This window comes from Streptomyces griseorubiginosus (assembly GCF_001514195.1).
GTDB classification, from domain to species: domain Bacteria; phylum Actinomycetota; class Actinomycetes; order Streptomycetales; family Streptomycetaceae; genus Streptomyces; species Streptomyces griseorubiginosus.
Window position 1 is genome coordinate 289,658 of the sequence record NZ_KQ948737.1, and the last position, 14,775, is coordinate 304,432.

The window sequence follows — 14,775 nt, forward strand, 5'->3', positions numbered from 1 at the left end:
GGAAGACGGGGAGGGGAAGGGGAGGGAGGGATCACAGGTCGAGGACCAGACGGTCATCGAGGGACCGGGACACGCACGGGAACATGCAGGTGTTCGCCACGCGCTCGTGATCGGCGAGGATCGAGTCGCGGTGGTCGGGGCTGCCTTCCAGTACGGGGGTGAGGCAGGTGCCGCAGGTGCCCTGCTCGCAGGAGGACAGCACGTCCACTCCGACGCTGCGCACAGCGTCCAGCACCGAGACGTCCGGAGTGACGGTGACGACGCGCCCCGTCCGTCGCAACTCGACCTCGAAGGGCACGTCCCGTACCGGCGCGGCCTGTTCGGCGGCGGTGAACCGCTCGGTACGCAGCGTGTACGCGGGCCAGTGTGCGCAGGCGGCCTCCACCGCGGTGAGCAGCGGGGCGGGTCCGCAGCAGTAGACCTTGGTGTCCAGGCGCGGGGCGCCGAGCCAGGACCCGAGATCGAGCAGCCCGACCTCGTCCTGGGGAGCGATGTGTACCCGCTCTCCGTAGGCCGCGGTCAACTCCTCCAGGAAGGCCATGGAGGCCCGCGTCCGTCCGCCGTACAACAACTGCCACTCCGCGCCCAGTAGTTCGGCCTGCTGGACCATCGGCAGAAGGGGGGTGATGCCGATGCCGCCGGCGATGAACAGGTACGTCTCCGAGGGCACCAGGGGGAAGTGGTTGCGTGGTCCTCCGACGCCCACCCGGTCGCCCGGACGCAGTGTGTCGTGGACAAGCGCCGATCCGCCGCGGCCGTACGGCTCACGCAGGACCGCGACTCGGTAGGTGTAGGCGTCCCACCGGCTTCCGCACAGCGAATAGTGCCGCACCGTCCTGTCCGGAAGAACGACCTCGATATGGGAGCCGGGGGTCCAGTCCGGCAGTCGCGCGCCGGCCGGATGCACAAGGGTCAGCGCGACCACGCCCTCGGCCACGGCTTCCTTGGCGGAGATTTCCAGAGTCACGACCACGTCGTCGCCTCCCGTCTTCGGATTGCGGGAAGCATGCGCGCGGGTGAGCGAAGGGCGCGACGGGACTCTCATTGAATGAGAGACGAATCGAAAACTCAGCCGGGCAAGCCGTGAGCCGCAAGGGCCCGGGAAACGCCGCGCGCCGCGGTGCGCACCACGGGCACGACAGCGGCTGCCCCGGCATCGTTCGGGACGATCACCGAGAATGCGGCCACCACTTCCCCTTGCCGGCCGCGCACCGGGGCGGCGATACCGAGAGCCTCCTCGTGCACGTATCCCGGGCAGTACGCGTATCCCTGGCGTCGGATGGCGGCCAGGGTGGAACGCAGCGCGGTGGGGTTGGTGATGGTGTGCGGCGTGTACGCCTTCAGAGGTCCGGCGAGGATGCGCTCCTGGAGCGCGACGGGACCATGGGCAAGCAGTACCAGGCCGCTGGACGACCCGTGCATCGGCAGCCGACCCGCGATACGGGTGTAGTTGATGACCGCTCCCGGCGCTGTGAGACGTTCGAGGAACAGCACCTCGTCGCCGTCCAGCACCCCGAGCTGGACATGATGTCCCACCACATCGTGCACGCCCTCCAGGAACGGCATCGCCGCGTCCCGCAGTGACAGGGTGGGCGACGCCCGCGTCCCCAGCTCCCACAGACGCATACCGACCCGCACCCGGCGGTCGGCGTCACGTGCCAGGAAGCCGTGCTCGATCAACTCTGCCACCAGCCGCGAGGCCGTTGCCAGGTGCAGTCCCGTACGCCGGGAGATCTCGGAGACAGTGAGAGCAGGATCGTCGGGTGTGAACACTTCGAGGATCCGCACGGCTCGCGACAGAACCGACTCACCCGTCCGTGTTGTCCTCACACCGACATGATCGGCCCCTGGTGTCCGGAGGTCCAGGTCCGCACGGTTGCGGATGTCCGTTCGCGGCGGTCGGCCCTTTGACTTTCGGGGCGCTCGTCCGGGCTGTCTTCGAGGAGACGACGCACCAGTGGCTGGTCAGTCCGGGGACAACGGATCGCTCAGCGGCTGTCCGGGCTTTACTGCTCCTTGATCAACACCCCTCGCCCGTGCCGTCCACCGCAATCAGCCGCAGGCCCGCCAGAAACGCATCCGCTCATCCGCTCATCCGCTCATCCGCGACCGGAGCGGCAACCTCGTCGAACAGGTTCCGCACAGCGCCTCGCCGAGCCGTGGGTCGATGCCACCAAGACGGGCCTTACGGCGGCGAGGGCGGCGGCCCGGCAGCACTTCAGAATCCTCGTGTCCAGCCAGCGTCCAGAATCCGGCGCCCCATGCCTCGCACACGCCACCCTCGGCAACCTGCCCCATCGCCGGTGCACGACATCTGCGCAGGTCAGAGTGATGCGAACCAACACTGACCGCAACGGAGCCGAACTCACGCGCAGCGGATTCAGTCCGTTCAAGCAACGCTGACGACCCGACAGGACAAATTGAACGTTTCCGCAGGTCAGCAACCTCAACAGGTGGGGCGGGTGACAGGGCAGCCGCCACCGACATCCCCCAGCCTGCATCCCCCGCAGGGCCCCGCGCCGAAGCACCTGCGAAGGCACAATAAGCCGCAGAGCCAGAGGAGCGCTCATGACCCACACGGAAGTCCGCCTTCGGATAAGTGGGCCGAAGTGGCGCCATGCGCCGGGCAGGCGGGCCGGTGTTCGGCGATGACGAGGTGGACACCCCGGCACGACGGCGGGCGACCGTCCGGCAGGGACTGCTCCCATACCTGGACGGCCGACCCCGCCCCGCTGAGCGAGACGTGCCTGTCCTGCGCGGCGCGCGGACGTGTGCCGGGCGATCTGCTGCTGTGCCTGACCTGCGGCCACGTGGGATGCAGTGACAGCTCCCCCGGCGCTCACGCCACAGCGCACTTCGACTCCAGCAAACATCCCGCGGCCCGGAGTCTGACGGCAGGCCAAGCATGGGCTTGGTGCTACGTCGACGAGGTGTACCTGGATGTGCTGGACGACCACCAGCCGCCGTCCGCTCCGCGTCCCGTCGAGTCCGTCTGGGATTACCCGCGGCCACCTGCCCTGCACCACGACGACCGGCTCGTACGTGTCGAGTGCGCCGGGCAGGTCGTGGCCGAGACCCGTACGGCGATCCGCGTGCTGGAGACCAGCCATCCCCCCGTCTTCTACATCCCCGCCCACGACATCCGCACCGAGTTCGTCTTCCCCGCCCACTCCGGCCGGACCTGGTGCGAATGGAAGGGCGCCGCCCGCTACTGGGACGTGATCGTCGGAGACGATGTACGCGCTCGCGCCGCCTGGAGCTACCCCCACCCCGAACCCGACTACGCAGCCCTCACCAACTTCCTCGCCTTCTACCCCAGCCGCATGGACCACTGCACCGTCGCCGGAGAGGACGTCACCCCACAAGAAGGGGACTTCTACGGTGGCTGGATCACCTCCGAGATCCAAGGACCCTTCAAAGGCGCACCCGGGACCAGCCTGTGGTGAGCGCGCCGAACGTCCCTGACGGGGCGTGGCGAGAGCGGCCCGCGCCAGCGAGCACGTGGAACCTGCGCCGCTGAGCTTGGGGTTGCTGAGTCTGGCCTAGGAAATCCCGCCTGACACAACGTCCGAACATCACACCCGCCACGGACAGATCACGCGTGGGCTTCGCGCGCGGCGTCGGAAATGCTCGAAGTACCGGGGCAGGCACACGCTGCGCGCCGCGGGCGCAGGCTGGTCGCACTCGGCGAGGTGATGCCGGGTATGGCCGCTGCGGATCTTCTTCGTCGCCGACTCCACCGGAGGAACAGCATGTCGCTCCTGAAGACCATCGATCCCAACCCCTCCTTCGCACCCCAGGAGTCCGGCCCGCTGCCGGAACGCCTGATCTCCGGTGACCCGGCCTACAAGACGTGGGTCCAGGACGCTGCCCGCTGGGAAACGGTCAAGACCGGGGTATGGGAGGCGACGCCCGGTGAGACGCGCTCCGTCAAGGGCGAGCTCTTCGAGTTCTGCCACATCCTTTCCGGCGTCGTCGAGATCACGCCGGACGGCGGCCGACCCGTGATCTACAAAGCAGGGGACAGCTTTGTCATGAAGCCGGGCTTCGTCGGCGTCTGGAAGACCATCGAAACCGTGCGCAAGATGTACCTGACCGTTTCGTAGATACAGTCGTTTCGTAGCCACAGTGCGGTGACGCGACCCGCCGCGAGAAAAAGCGAGTAGCGCGTGGCTCCGGCCGGTAATCCCTACCGGCCGGAGCCACGCGCTGCTTGCCTTCAGGCGTGGTGCGTGTCGTCGACCACGTATCCGCGCTGCTTGTCCACCACATTGCGCAGCGGCCGGCCCTCGAGGTGGCGGGCGTAGTTGTCGAGGAACACCCCGATGAGAGCCTCCCGCTCGCTGGTGGTCTCGCCCGCCGTGTGCGGGGAGATCAGCACGCCGGGCATGTTCCACAGGGGTGATTCGGCCGGCAGCGGCTCCCGGGTGAACACGTCCAGGGCCGCGCCGGCGAGTCGTCCGGAGGCGAGGTGGTCGACCAGCGCCTCCTCGTCGACGAGACCGCCCCGGCCCACGTTGATCAGCCGCGCCCCCGGTTTCATGGCCGCCAGCACGGGGGCGTCGACCATTCCCCGGGTGCCCTGGGTGAGGGGCGCGGCCAGGACGACGTAGTCCGCTTCCGTCAGGGCGGAGCGCAGGGTCGCCGTCCCGTGGACCGTGCCGAAGTCGGGGTCGTCCGTGCGGGGCTTGCGGCCTGCTCCGCTCACCCGCATCCCGACGGCGCGCAGCAGCCGGGCGATGGCCCGCCCGATCGGCCCCGTCCCCCAGACCAGCACGGTACGTCCGGTGATGCTGTCACTGGGGCGCGGGCGCCACTCGCGGCGCCGCTGGTGCTCCCACGTGCCGGGGAAGTCCTTGGCGAGGGCGAGGATGAGGCCCAGGACGTACTCGGCGGTGGGCTGCTCGTAGACCCCGCGGGCGTTGGTCAGGACGACGTCCGGATCGTCCACCAGGGCGGGGAAGAGGAAGGAGTCCACTCCCGCCGAGGACGCGTGCACCCAGCGCGGCGCCTTGTGCGGGTCGTCCGGCCATGACTCCCGGATGGCCGGGGTGATGTTCACCCAGGCCAGCAGGACGTCGGCGCCGGGGAGGAGGTAGCGCAGTTCCTCCTCGGTCGCGTACACGGTGTCGGCGAGGCTTTCGAGGCGCGCGGTGGCGGGGGGCCTGTTTCCGCGGTAGAGGACGACGAGTCGCTCGCGCATGTCAGGCTCCGACGGGGACGGCCAGGTACTTGTACTCCAGGAACTCGTCGATGCCGACGCGGCCGCCTTCACGGCCCAGTCCGGACTGCTTGACGCCGCCGAAGGGTGCGGCGGGGTTGGAGACCAGTCCGGTGTTGATGCCGATCATGCCGCTTTCGAGGCGTTCGGCGACCTGCAGGGCGCGGTCGAGGCTCTGGGTGAACAGGTAGGCGGCCAGGCCGAATTCGGTGTCGTTGGCCGCGGCGACGGCCTCGTCCTCGGTCTCGAAGGTGCGGATCGCGGCGACCGGGCCGAAGATCTCGGAGTCGATGATCGCGGAGTCCGGGGCGATACCGGTGAGGACGGTGGGCGGGTAGAAGCAGCCGGCGCCTTCGGGGAGTTCACCGCCGGTCAGGACGGTGGCACCGCGCTTGACGGCGTCCCGCACCAGGTCGTGTGCCTTGCTGCGGCCGACGGCGTCGATGAGGGGGCCGACGTCGGTGCCGGGTTCGGTGCCGGGTCCGACGGTGAGGGCGGCCATGCGGGCGGTGAGGCGCTGGGCGAACTCGTCGGCGACGGAGGTGTGGACGAAGATGCGGTTGGCCGCGCAGCAGGACTCGCCCATGTTGCGCATCTTGGCGACCATGGTGCCTTCGACGGCCACGTCGAGGTCGGCGTCGTCGAACACGAGGAGCGGGGCGTTGCCGCCCAGTTCCATGGAGGTGCGGATGACAGTGTCGGCACACTGGGCCAGCAGGATCCGGCCGACCTGGGTGGAGCCGGTGAAGGACAGCTTGCGGATCTGCCCGCCGCGAAGGAGGGGTTCGACGACTCCGGCGGCGTCGGAGGTGGTGACGACGTTCAGCACACCGTCCGGCAGTCCCGCTTCGGTGAGGATCTGGGCGAGGGCGAGGCTGGTCAGGGGCGTCTGCGGGGCGGGTTTGAGGACGATGGTGCAGCCGGCGGCGATGGCGGGGCCGATCTTGCGGGTGCCCATGGCCAGGGGGAAGTTCCAGGGCGTGATCAGCAGACAGGGGCCGACGGGCTGCCGGGTGACCAGCAGCCGGTTCCTGCCGTCGGGGGCGGTCATCATGCCGCCGTCGACACGTACGGCTTCTTCGGAGAACCAGCGGAAGAACTCCGCCCCGTAGGCCACTTCGGCACGCGCCTCGGCCAGCGGCTTGCCCATCTCCAGGGTCATCAGCAGCGCCAGCTCCTCGGTGCGCGCGATGATGATGTCGTAGGCGCGCCGCAGGATCTCGCTGCGCACACGCGGCGCAGTGGCGGCCCAGGCGGCCTGCGCGGCCACGGCCGCATCGAGGGCACGCCGGCCGTCGCCGGGTGAGGCGTCGGCGACCTGGCACAGTTCCTCGCCGGTGGCCGGGTTGTCGACGGACAGGGTCCGGCCGGACTCCGCGTCCTGCCAGTTGCCGCCGATGAACAGCTGCTTGGGAACATCACGGACGACAGTCATGATGGGTGTCTCCTTGTGGGTGCAGAGAGGCTGCCGACCGGTCAGCGGATGCGGTCGAGGGTCTTGTAGTAGGCGCCCGCGAAGGGCAGGAACCAGGCGGTGCCGTTGTAGAGGGGGATGCGCGGCGGGGTGATGTCACGCACGGGGTTGACTTCGGGGTGGCCGTCCAGGACCTCGGCCATGACGTGCCCCATGTGGGTGGCCATCTGTACGCCGTGGCCCGCGTAGCCCATGGAGTAGTGGACGCCGTCCTCGGTCTGCCCGGCGTGCACGATGCGGTCCATGGCGAAGCCGACGGAGCCGCCCCACACGTACTCGATCTTCGTGCGGGCGAGCTGGGGGAAGATCCCGCACATCTCGCGGAACAGGACGGCCCCGCTCTTCTTGTCCGAGGTGGGGTCGGACGGCGCGAAGCGGGCGCGGCCGCCGAACAGCAGCCGGTTGTCCGGGGTGAGCCGGAAGTAGTGGCAGACCTTGTTCGAGTCGACGATGAGGCGGGCCTTGGGGATGATGTCCCGGGCGAGTTCCTCGCCGAGCGGCTCGGTGACGATGATGAAGCTGCCCACGCAGACCTGTTGGCGGCGCAGCCACGGGAAGTTCTTGTCGGTGTAGGCGTCGGTGGCCATCATGACCTGCCCTGCACGGATCACGCCGCGCTCGGTGCTGACCTCGAACCGGCCCGCCGCGGTACGCCGCACACCGATGGCCGCGTTGCGCTCGTGGATCTCCACACCGGCGCGCTCGCATGCCTCGGCCATGCCGCGCACGAAGCGGCCGACGTGCAGGGCCGCGCTGAACGGGTCGAGCAGGCCGCCGTGGTAGACGTCGGATCCGATCTCGGAACGCAGCTCGGACTTGCCGATCAGGATGGTCTCGTGGCCGAAGTACTTGGCCAGGTCGCGCTGTTGGGCCTTCTTGCTCTCGAAGTGGGCGGGGCGGGAGGCGACGCCCAGGCGTCCGACGCGGCGGAACTGGCAGTCGATGGACTCCTCGTTCACGAGCCGCTCGACGGTGTCCACGGCCTCGCCGTAGGAGTTGTAGATCTCGCGGGCCCGTTCGAGTCCGTACCGGCGGACCGCCTGGCCCACGCCGATGGTGAAGCCCAGGTTGGCCATGCCTCCGTTGCGGGCGGAGGCGCCGGAGCCGATCTGGCCCTTCTCGACGAGGGTGACGCGGGCGCCCTTGCGGGCGGAGTGCAGGGCGGTGGACAGACCCGTCAGGCCGGCGCCGATGACGACCAGGTCGGTGTCCTCGGTCAGCGGCTTGCCGGATCGGTCGGGAAACGCCCCTGCGGTTTCTATCCAGTAGGGAATCGTCTTCATCTCGGGTCCTCTGCGGGGAGTTTCGTGGTGGGGGACGGCCGGGCACCACCAGGGGCCCGGCCGTCGGCGCGGTGAGCGCTGTGACGGTCGGATCGACGTAGAACTCGGAGCCGGAACCGTTTCCGCGAGTGCGGGCCGTTCTACAGGACCCTTTCGAGGAACGCCTGCGTGCGCTTCTCGCGTGGGTTGGCCAGCAGTTCGCGTGCGTCGCCGCGTTCGACCGCGACGCCTTCGTCCATGAACAGCACTTCGTCGGCGACCTCGCGGGCGAAGGCCATCTCGTGGGTGACGAGGAGCATGGTCATTCCGTTGCCGGCGAGGTCGCGCATGACGGCGAGTACTTCGCCCACGCGCTCGGGGTCCAGTGCGCTGGTGGGTTCGTCGAACAGCATGATGGTGGGTTCCATCGCCAGCGCGCGGGCGATGGCCACGCGTTGTTGCTGGCCGCCGGAGAGCTGGGCCGGGTACTTGTGGCCGCATCCCTTGAGGCCGGCCTTGGCCAGCAGTTCGTTTGCCTGCTCCCGGCAGCTGGCGCGGTTCTTCTTCTGCACCAGGACCGGTCCGGACATGACGTTGGACTCTGCGGTCATGTTGGGGAACAGGTTGAACTGCTGGAACACCATGCCGATCCGGGCGCGCTGCTCGGCCAGCCGCTTGGGGCGCACGGCGTGGTAGGCGTCGTCCTTCTCGACGTAGCCGAAGTCCTCTCCGTTGACCCTGAGGACTCCGCGGTCGACGGTCTCCAGGCCGTTGACGCACCGCAGCAGGGTCGATTTGCCCGAGCCGCTGGGCCCGATGATGCAGGAGATCTCCCCGGCCTTGACGGTCAGGTCGATGTCACGCAGGACCTGGTGACGTCCGAAGCTCTTGCACAGCTTGCGTGCGACGATCGTTCCGTCCGGGTTCACAGCACTGACTCCCTCGTGGTGGCGACGGGCTGCCCGGGCCCGGCGGAGGTGACGGCCGGGGTCAGCCGTGTGCGGGTGGAGCGGGAGAACCGGCGCTCGATCATGGACTGGGGCACGCTGAGCACCAGCGTCATGATCAGGTACCAGAGGCTGGCCACGATCAGCAGCGGGATCGTCTGGTAGGTGCGGGCGTAGATCGCCTGTGCGCTTTGCAGCAGGTCGGCGACGCCGAGCACGCTCACCAGCGAGGTCTCCTTGAGCATGCCGATCATCTGGTTGCCGGTGGCCGGGATGATCGCCGGCATGGTCTGCGGGATGATCACGTGACGGAGCTTGGTGAAGGCCGACATGCCCAGCGATTCGGCGGCCTCGTGCTGGCCGCGGCTGACCGCGGCGAAGCCGCCACGGATGATCTCGGACATGTAGGCGGCCTGGTTCAGTGACAGTCCCACGATGGCCGCGGTCATCGGAGTCATGATCGCGTTCACGTTCACCGGTGTGGAGATGTCGGTGAACGGGATCCCGATCGACAGATTCGGGTACAGCGCCGCGATGTTGAACCAGAACACCAGCTGCACCAGCACCGGGGTGCCGCGGAAGAAGGTGATGTAGAGCTGGGCCAGTCCGGAGACGGGCCGCTGGTGCGACATGCGCATCACGGCCAGCACCAGCCCCAGCAGCGTGCCCAGGGCCATGCTCGTCACGGTCAGCAGCAGCGTGATCAGCAGGCCGTTGAGGATGGTCTGCGTGGTGAAGTAGCTGAACACCACCGGCCAGCGATAGTTCTCGTTCGTCACCGCGGTCCACACCAGACCGGCGACGATCGCGATGGCGACGGCCCAGGCGACATAGTCGCGGGGACGCTTCGGCGTGATCCGCTTCTTCTCTTCGGCCCGTAGGGGTGACACCGGTCCGCGCCTGGTCGTCGTGGTCTCGATCACGTCCATCGGAGTCTCAGTCCTGCGGGACGGCCATGGCCGCGGACGTGACCCCGAGATCCGTGAAACCCCAGCGTCCCAGCGCCTGGGCGTACTTGGGGCTGTCGATGATCGACTGGATGGCGGCCTTCAGCGCGGGGGTCAGCGGTGAGCCCTTCTTCAGGCCGACGGTCACGGGCTTGGTGGTCACCAGCGGCTTGAGCACGTCGAAGGTCTTGGGCTGCTGCGTGTCCGCCCACTCGAGTGCGATGAAGTCGTACATGACCGCGTCGATCCGCTTGGAGACCAGCTGGGTCAGAGCGTCGTTCACGCTGGGCAGGGACACCGCCTGGATGGCCGGCTTGCCCTTGCTCGTACAGTCCTGCTTGGACAGCTGGGGCAGCCACTGGAGCTGCTGGGTGGTGCCGGAGGTGACCCCGACGCGGTGCCCGCACAGCGTGTGGGTGCCCAGCTTCTGCGGGTTGCCGTAGGGGACGGACACGCCGGTGCCGGAGTTGACGTAGTCGACCATGTCGAGCGCCTTCAGCCGGTCCTTCGTGGCACCCATGGTGGAGGCGGTGAAGTCGTACCGGTCGGCCTGAAGTCCGGTGATGATGGTGTCGAACTTGACGTTGTCGATCTGGAGTTTCAGACCGAGCTTGGCGGCGATGAGCCGGGCCATGTCCGGGTTGAACCCGATCGGGGTCTTGTTGTCCGACGCCATGAACATGGTGGGCGGGTACGACAGGTCCATGGCCACCGAGAGCGTGCCCTTGGCCTTCACCGACGGGGGCAGCAGCTTCACCGCGTTCTGGTCGGGCTTCACACCGGCCGAGATGTCGTCGGTGTGCTCGGCCGACGAGCCGGACCCTGCGCCCTGTGCTGTGCTCTTCGCCCCCACGTTCTGCCCGGTGGCGCCCGCCCCGCACGCGGCGAGCGCGAGGGCCAGGGCGGTGGTGACGATCGGGATGCTCAGGTGCCTGTTGACGTGCATGGCGGCCCCTGCGGCGCCTGCGGTGCGGCGTACGGTTCTGCGGCCTGTCCGGTTGTTTTCCATGGCGGTGCCTCCTGGGGGAAACGCTGGGGATACGGGGGGAACGGCGTCAGATGCCGAGCATCTGGTTGAGCTCGTCGAGGGACTTGACGGTCACGTAGTCGTAGCCGTGGGTGACCGGGTCGTAGCCGCGGTCCAGGAGGACCAGGTTGCGGAAACCCATGTCGTGCATCGGCATCAGGTCGTAGCGGGTGTGCGACGAGACGTGCACGAAGTCCTCGGGGGAAGCGTCGAGTTGGTCGAGCATGTACTCGAACGCCGCGTAGCGGGGCTTGTAGTAGCCGGCCTGCTCCGCGGTGAAGACCGCGTGGAAGTCCGCGCCGAGCCGGGGCACACTCTCCGCGAGGAAGGCGTCGTCGGCGTTGGAGAGGATTACGAGCTTGTAGTGCTCGCCCATCTTCTTCAGCGGTGCCGGCACATCCGCGTGCGGACCCCAGCTGCGCACGCCGTCGGCGAGCCGCTTGCCGGCGTCCGGGGCGGCCTTGACGCCCCACTTGCGGCAGACGCCCTCGAAGGCGGCCTGGAGCGACTGCTCGTAGGGGTAGTACTTGTCGAGGATCGAGTCGTAGCGGTAGCCGCGGAACTCCTTGACGAACTGGTCCCACTGCTCGGCCGGGATCTGGTCGCCGACGAGTTCACGGGTGATGGGGGTCATCGGCCACTCGATCAACGTGCCGTAGCAGTCGAACGAGACGTACTTCGGGCGGAACTGGAACGAGGGGATGGGCATGGCAGTACTCCAGTCTCTGGTGCGTGAGTCTCTGATGCGTGGGTGACCGGCATGGCCGGCGTGCATTGTTTGGCATGCGCACGACATACAGGTCGGTGCGCGGGGTGTCCCTGTGGACGATCGCCGGGATCAGGCGGCGCCGACTCCGGCAGGAGCCAGGAAGGCGACGGGATGGCGGGTGCTGCCGTCGAGCGCGAGGTCGGCGGCGATCTCTCCCATCGCCGGCGAGATCTTGAAGCCGCTGCCGGAGAAGCCGGCCATGACGATGATGTCGTCCTCGCCGGGGAGATGACCGACGAGCGGGTTTCCGGACTGCGTATAGCCCTCCATGTAGGCCGACATCCGGATGGGGTCGGGGTTCAGGTCGGGCATGAGTTCGTCGATGAACTCGCGGAAGGTGCCGAGTTCCTCGGGGCGGACGGTGCGGTCGAGCCGTTCGGGCTCGGGCACCGGTGCGTGGTACTTGAAGGAGAGACCGAGCTTGACGGAGATGCCGTCGGGTGACGGGATGCCGAAGCAGTCGTGCGGTGCGACGCGCACGAACGGAGGAGCACCGCCCGCGAACCAGTCGTGGCGGGTGGGCAGGTGCCAGGAGCAGATCACCCGGCGGACGTCGACGGCTTGCGGGAGGTCCGGGAGCAGGGTGTTGATCCAGGGGCCCACGGTCACGACGGCGGCGTCCACGTGGTCCGTGCCCTGGTCGGTGACGATCCGTACCCCGCCGCCCGACAGGGGGACGACCTCGCGCACCGTGGTGTAGCGGTGCAGCCGGGCGCCCAGCTGCTCGGCACGGCCGGCGGCAGCCTGGATGGACGCCTCCGGCCTGATGACGGCGCCCAACCGGTCCAGGACGGCGATGTGTCCGTCCGGAAGCCGGTGCTGCGGGTAGCGGCGGCCGAGTTCCTCCCGCTCCAGGACCTCATGATCCAGCCCCTGGGCGGTGCTGGTGGACAGGAGCAGGCTCATGGACGGCGAGGAGGCCTCCCCCATCACCAGGCTGCCGCTGCGGCGTCGCAGCGCCCGGCCGGTCTCCGCCTGGAGCTGCTCCCACATCCGGTCCGCCAGCCGCAGCAGGGGAATGTACGCGGGCTCCCCGAGGTGGGCGGCCCGGTAGATGCGGCTCTCGCCCCCGGCCGCGCCGCGGTCGTGCCCCGGTGCGTAGCGGTCGTAGCCGATGACCTCGGCCCCACGGACGGCCAGTCGCCACATGGCCTGGCTGCCCATGCTGCCGGCACCGATCACGGCGACGCGCTTCGGGATGCGCATGAGGTCGCTCCTCTCGATGGTGTGGTGGGAGGCAGTCGGCCCCGGCACGGTGCGGACACCGTGCGGACCTCTCCGGTTCGGATCCCGCTGGGGATGGCGTTCACTTTCCGCCCGGCGGAACCCGCAGGTCAACCCACACTGTGTTCCGCCCCGGGGCCTTCTCGAGACGGTCTGTCACGGCGGACGACCGGACTGCCCGAATGACGGGCCGCCTCTTGTCACGATGAGTGGCCGGTGCCAAGGTGAGCCCGATTCCTTCGGAAGAAAGACCCTCTATGCCGCCCAGACACCCCGCAAGCGGTCACTTCCCCACCCTCCGGGAGGTACTGCTCCTGCCCGTGCTCGCGGAAGGACTGCCACGCGTACTGGCCGGGGAGTCACGACTGGACAGCCCGGTGCGCTGGGTCCACGTCACGGAGCTGCTCAACCCCGCGGACTTCCTGGAGGGCGGGGAGCTGGTACTGACGACCGGCATGCCGCATCCCGAGGACGCCTCCCAGCTGCGCGGCTACGTCGACCAGCTCGCGGACGTCGGCGCGGCAGGCCTGATCGTGGAGCTCGGATACCGCTACCAGAAGGTGCCCCAGGAGCTGGTGGCGGCGTGCCGCGCGCGGGACGTGCCGCTGGTCGAGCTGGCCCGCGGCGTCCGGTTCATCGACGTCACGCAGACGGTGCACGAGCTCATCCTCGACGCCCAGGGGTCCCTGCTGCGCCGCGGCAAGGACATTCAGGACATCTTCACGGCCCTGACCCTGCGGGGCGCGGATCCCGAGGAACTGGTGCGCACCACCGCGGAACTCACGGGAGCCCCCGCGGTGCTGGAGGATCTCACCCACCGGGTCCTCATGTGCGAGCTGCTCGGTCGGCCGTACGAGCCGGTGGTGTCGGCCTGGTCGCGGCGTTCGCGAGCCGCGCCGACGCCGGAGAGGATCACGCCGAGCGGCCCGGAGGGGTGGCTGATCGCCCCCGTGCAGGACCACCACGGGCCATGGGGACGTCTCGTCCTGCTGGAGGGGCGCCTCAACGCCGAGCCCGACCCGGAACACGTCCTCGTACTGGAGAGCGCCGCCGTCGCGCTGACCATGGCGCGCTTGGCGGGGCAGGCCTGGTGGGAGCGCCGCGCCCATCGCTCCGTACTGCGGGACCTGTACGAACGGCGTTTCCGCTCCCCCGCCGACGCGCGTGCGCGCGCCGAGGCACTGGGGCTCCCCACCTTCGGCCACCGGCTCTTCGCTGTGGTCATTAGCCACCCGTACACCGGCACCGAGGACGAGCATCTCGACGAGCGCATCGCGAAGGCGCTGACGCACACGGGCGTCCGCGCGCTGGTCGGCGAGACGGCCCAGGGCCGGATCGGCGTCCTCATGGCCTTGGCACAGGCGAGCGCATGGCAGCCGGTCGCCGAGCGGATCGGCCGTCTGACCAGGGAAGAGCTCGGACCGCGGGCAGTGGTCGCCGTCGGTCCGGGGGTGACCGACCTCGGCGGGATCGCCCGGTCGTGGCAGGAGGCGGAGCAGACGGCCGAGGCCATCACACCGACCTCCCCGGAGCGTTGGTTCTACGTGCCCTCCGACGTCCGGCTCCCGGATCTGCTGGGCGTCCTGCGGGTGGACACCCGTCTTCAGCGGTACGCGGAACGGCAGCTGACCCGCCTCATCGAGCACGACGACCGCAACAGCGGCGATCTGCTCCCGGCGCTGCGCGCCTACCTGGCGGCGGCCGGCAACAAGTCGGTCGCAGCGAAGAGCGTCGGCATGTCCCGGCAGGCGTACTACCAGCGCCTGCACACCATCGAACGGCTTCTCGGCTGCGACCTGGAGTCAGGACTGGAGCGCACGTCCCTGCATGTCGCGGTGCTCGTCCTGGACGCGAGTGAGGCTCCTGCTCCGGGGGCCTGACCCCGTCGCCCATGAGGGGACGCC

General features: G+C 69.0%; 13 protein-coding genes. 3 read left to right on the top strand and 10 right to left on the bottom strand.

Annotated features, from left to right (window positions below; genetic code table 11):
- Nucleotides 1-31: 31 nt before the first annotated feature.
- Together AQJ54_RS19800 and AQJ54_RS19805 are read right to left on the bottom strand one after the other, a co-directional pair.
- The gene (locus AQJ54_RS19800; RefSeq protein ID WP_248845393.1) at nucleotides 32-973 is read right to left on the bottom strand and encodes a PDR/VanB family oxidoreductase; all 942 of its coding nucleotides are present in this window, start codon (nucleotides 971-973) and stop codon (nucleotides 32-34) included.
- A gap of 95 nt (nucleotides 974-1,068) precedes the next feature.
- A complete protein-coding gene (locus tag AQJ54_RS19805; protein ID WP_062239136.1) occupies nucleotides 1,069-1,830 on the bottom strand; it encodes an IclR family transcriptional regulator in 762 nt (253 codons plus the stop codon).
- An 818-nt stretch (nucleotides 1,831-2,648) separates the two neighbouring features.
- Here AQJ54_RS19805 and AQJ54_RS47605 point away from each other — a divergent pair.
- A complete protein-coding gene (locus AQJ54_RS47605) occupies nucleotides 2,649-3,446 on the top strand; it encodes a DUF427 domain-containing protein (RefSeq protein ID WP_079069942.1) in 798 nt (265 codons plus the stop codon).
- A gap of 306 nt (nucleotides 3,447-3,752) precedes the next feature.
- Nucleotides 3,753-4,106 carry a cupin domain-containing protein gene (locus AQJ54_RS19815; RefSeq protein ID WP_062239139.1) on the top strand — a complete coding sequence of 118 codons (354 nt, stop codon included), beginning with the start codon at nucleotides 3,753-3,755 and terminating at the stop codon, nucleotides 4,104-4,106.
- Between the two features lie 113 nt (nucleotides 4,107-4,219).
- Here the strand turns inward: AQJ54_RS19815 and AQJ54_RS19820 are convergent, their stop codons facing one another.
- The 8 genes from AQJ54_RS19820 to solA form a co-directional block, all read right to left on the bottom strand.
- Nucleotides 4,220-5,203: a D-2-hydroxyacid dehydrogenase gene (locus AQJ54_RS19820; protein ID WP_062239141.1), complete on the bottom strand. Its 984-nt coding sequence runs from the start codon at nucleotides 5,201-5,203 to the stop codon at nucleotides 4,220-4,222.
- Between the two features lies 1 nt (nucleotide 5,204).
- On the bottom strand, nucleotides 5,205-6,656 hold the full coding sequence (locus tag AQJ54_RS19825) for an NAD-dependent succinate-semialdehyde dehydrogenase (RefSeq protein ID WP_062239144.1): 1,452 nt from the start codon (nucleotides 6,654-6,656) through the stop codon (nucleotides 5,205-5,207).
- Between the two features lie 41 nt (nucleotides 6,657-6,697).
- Complete coding sequence (locus AQJ54_RS19830; RefSeq protein ID WP_062239148.1) at nucleotides 6,698-7,978, bottom strand: NAD(P)/FAD-dependent oxidoreductase; 1,281 nt, start codon at nucleotides 7,976-7,978, stop codon at nucleotides 6,698-6,700.
- 140 nt (nucleotides 7,979-8,118) lie between these two features.
- A complete protein-coding gene (locus AQJ54_RS19835) occupies nucleotides 8,119-8,886 on the bottom strand; it encodes an amino acid ABC transporter ATP-binding protein (protein WP_062239151.1) in 768 nt (255 codons plus the stop codon).
- Nucleotides 8,883-9,833, bottom strand: coding sequence for an amino acid ABC transporter permease (locus AQJ54_RS19840; protein WP_062239153.1), 951 nt, complete (start codon nucleotides 9,831-9,833; stop codon nucleotides 8,883-8,885). The genes AQJ54_RS19835 and AQJ54_RS19840 overlap by 4 nt, the downstream gene beginning before the upstream one ends.
- 7 nt (nucleotides 9,834-9,840) lie before the next feature.
- Complete coding sequence (locus AQJ54_RS19845; protein WP_062240411.1) at nucleotides 9,841-10,797, bottom strand: ABC transporter substrate-binding protein; 957 nt, start codon at nucleotides 10,795-10,797, stop codon at nucleotides 9,841-9,843.
- A 109-nt stretch (nucleotides 10,798-10,906) separates the two neighbouring features.
- Nucleotides 10,907-11,587, bottom strand: coding sequence for a haloacid dehalogenase type II (locus tag AQJ54_RS19850; protein ID WP_062239156.1), 681 nt, complete (start codon nucleotides 11,585-11,587; stop codon nucleotides 10,907-10,909).
- 129 nt (nucleotides 11,588-11,716) lie between these two features.
- Nucleotides 11,717-12,853 carry an N-methyl-L-tryptophan oxidase gene (solA, locus tag AQJ54_RS19855; protein WP_062239159.1) on the bottom strand — a complete coding sequence of 379 codons (1,137 nt, stop codon included), beginning with the start codon at nucleotides 12,851-12,853 and terminating at the stop codon, nucleotides 11,717-11,719.
- Nucleotides 12,854-13,128: 275 nt separating this feature from the next.
- Here solA and AQJ54_RS19860 point away from each other — a divergent pair, with 275 nt between their 5' ends.
- Nucleotides 13,129-14,751 (top strand): PucR family transcriptional regulator, encoded by a 1,623-nt coding sequence (locus AQJ54_RS19860; protein ID WP_246090868.1) that lies wholly within the window; start codon nucleotides 13,129-13,131, stop codon nucleotides 14,749-14,751.
- Nucleotides 14,752-14,775: the final 24 nt, after the last annotated feature.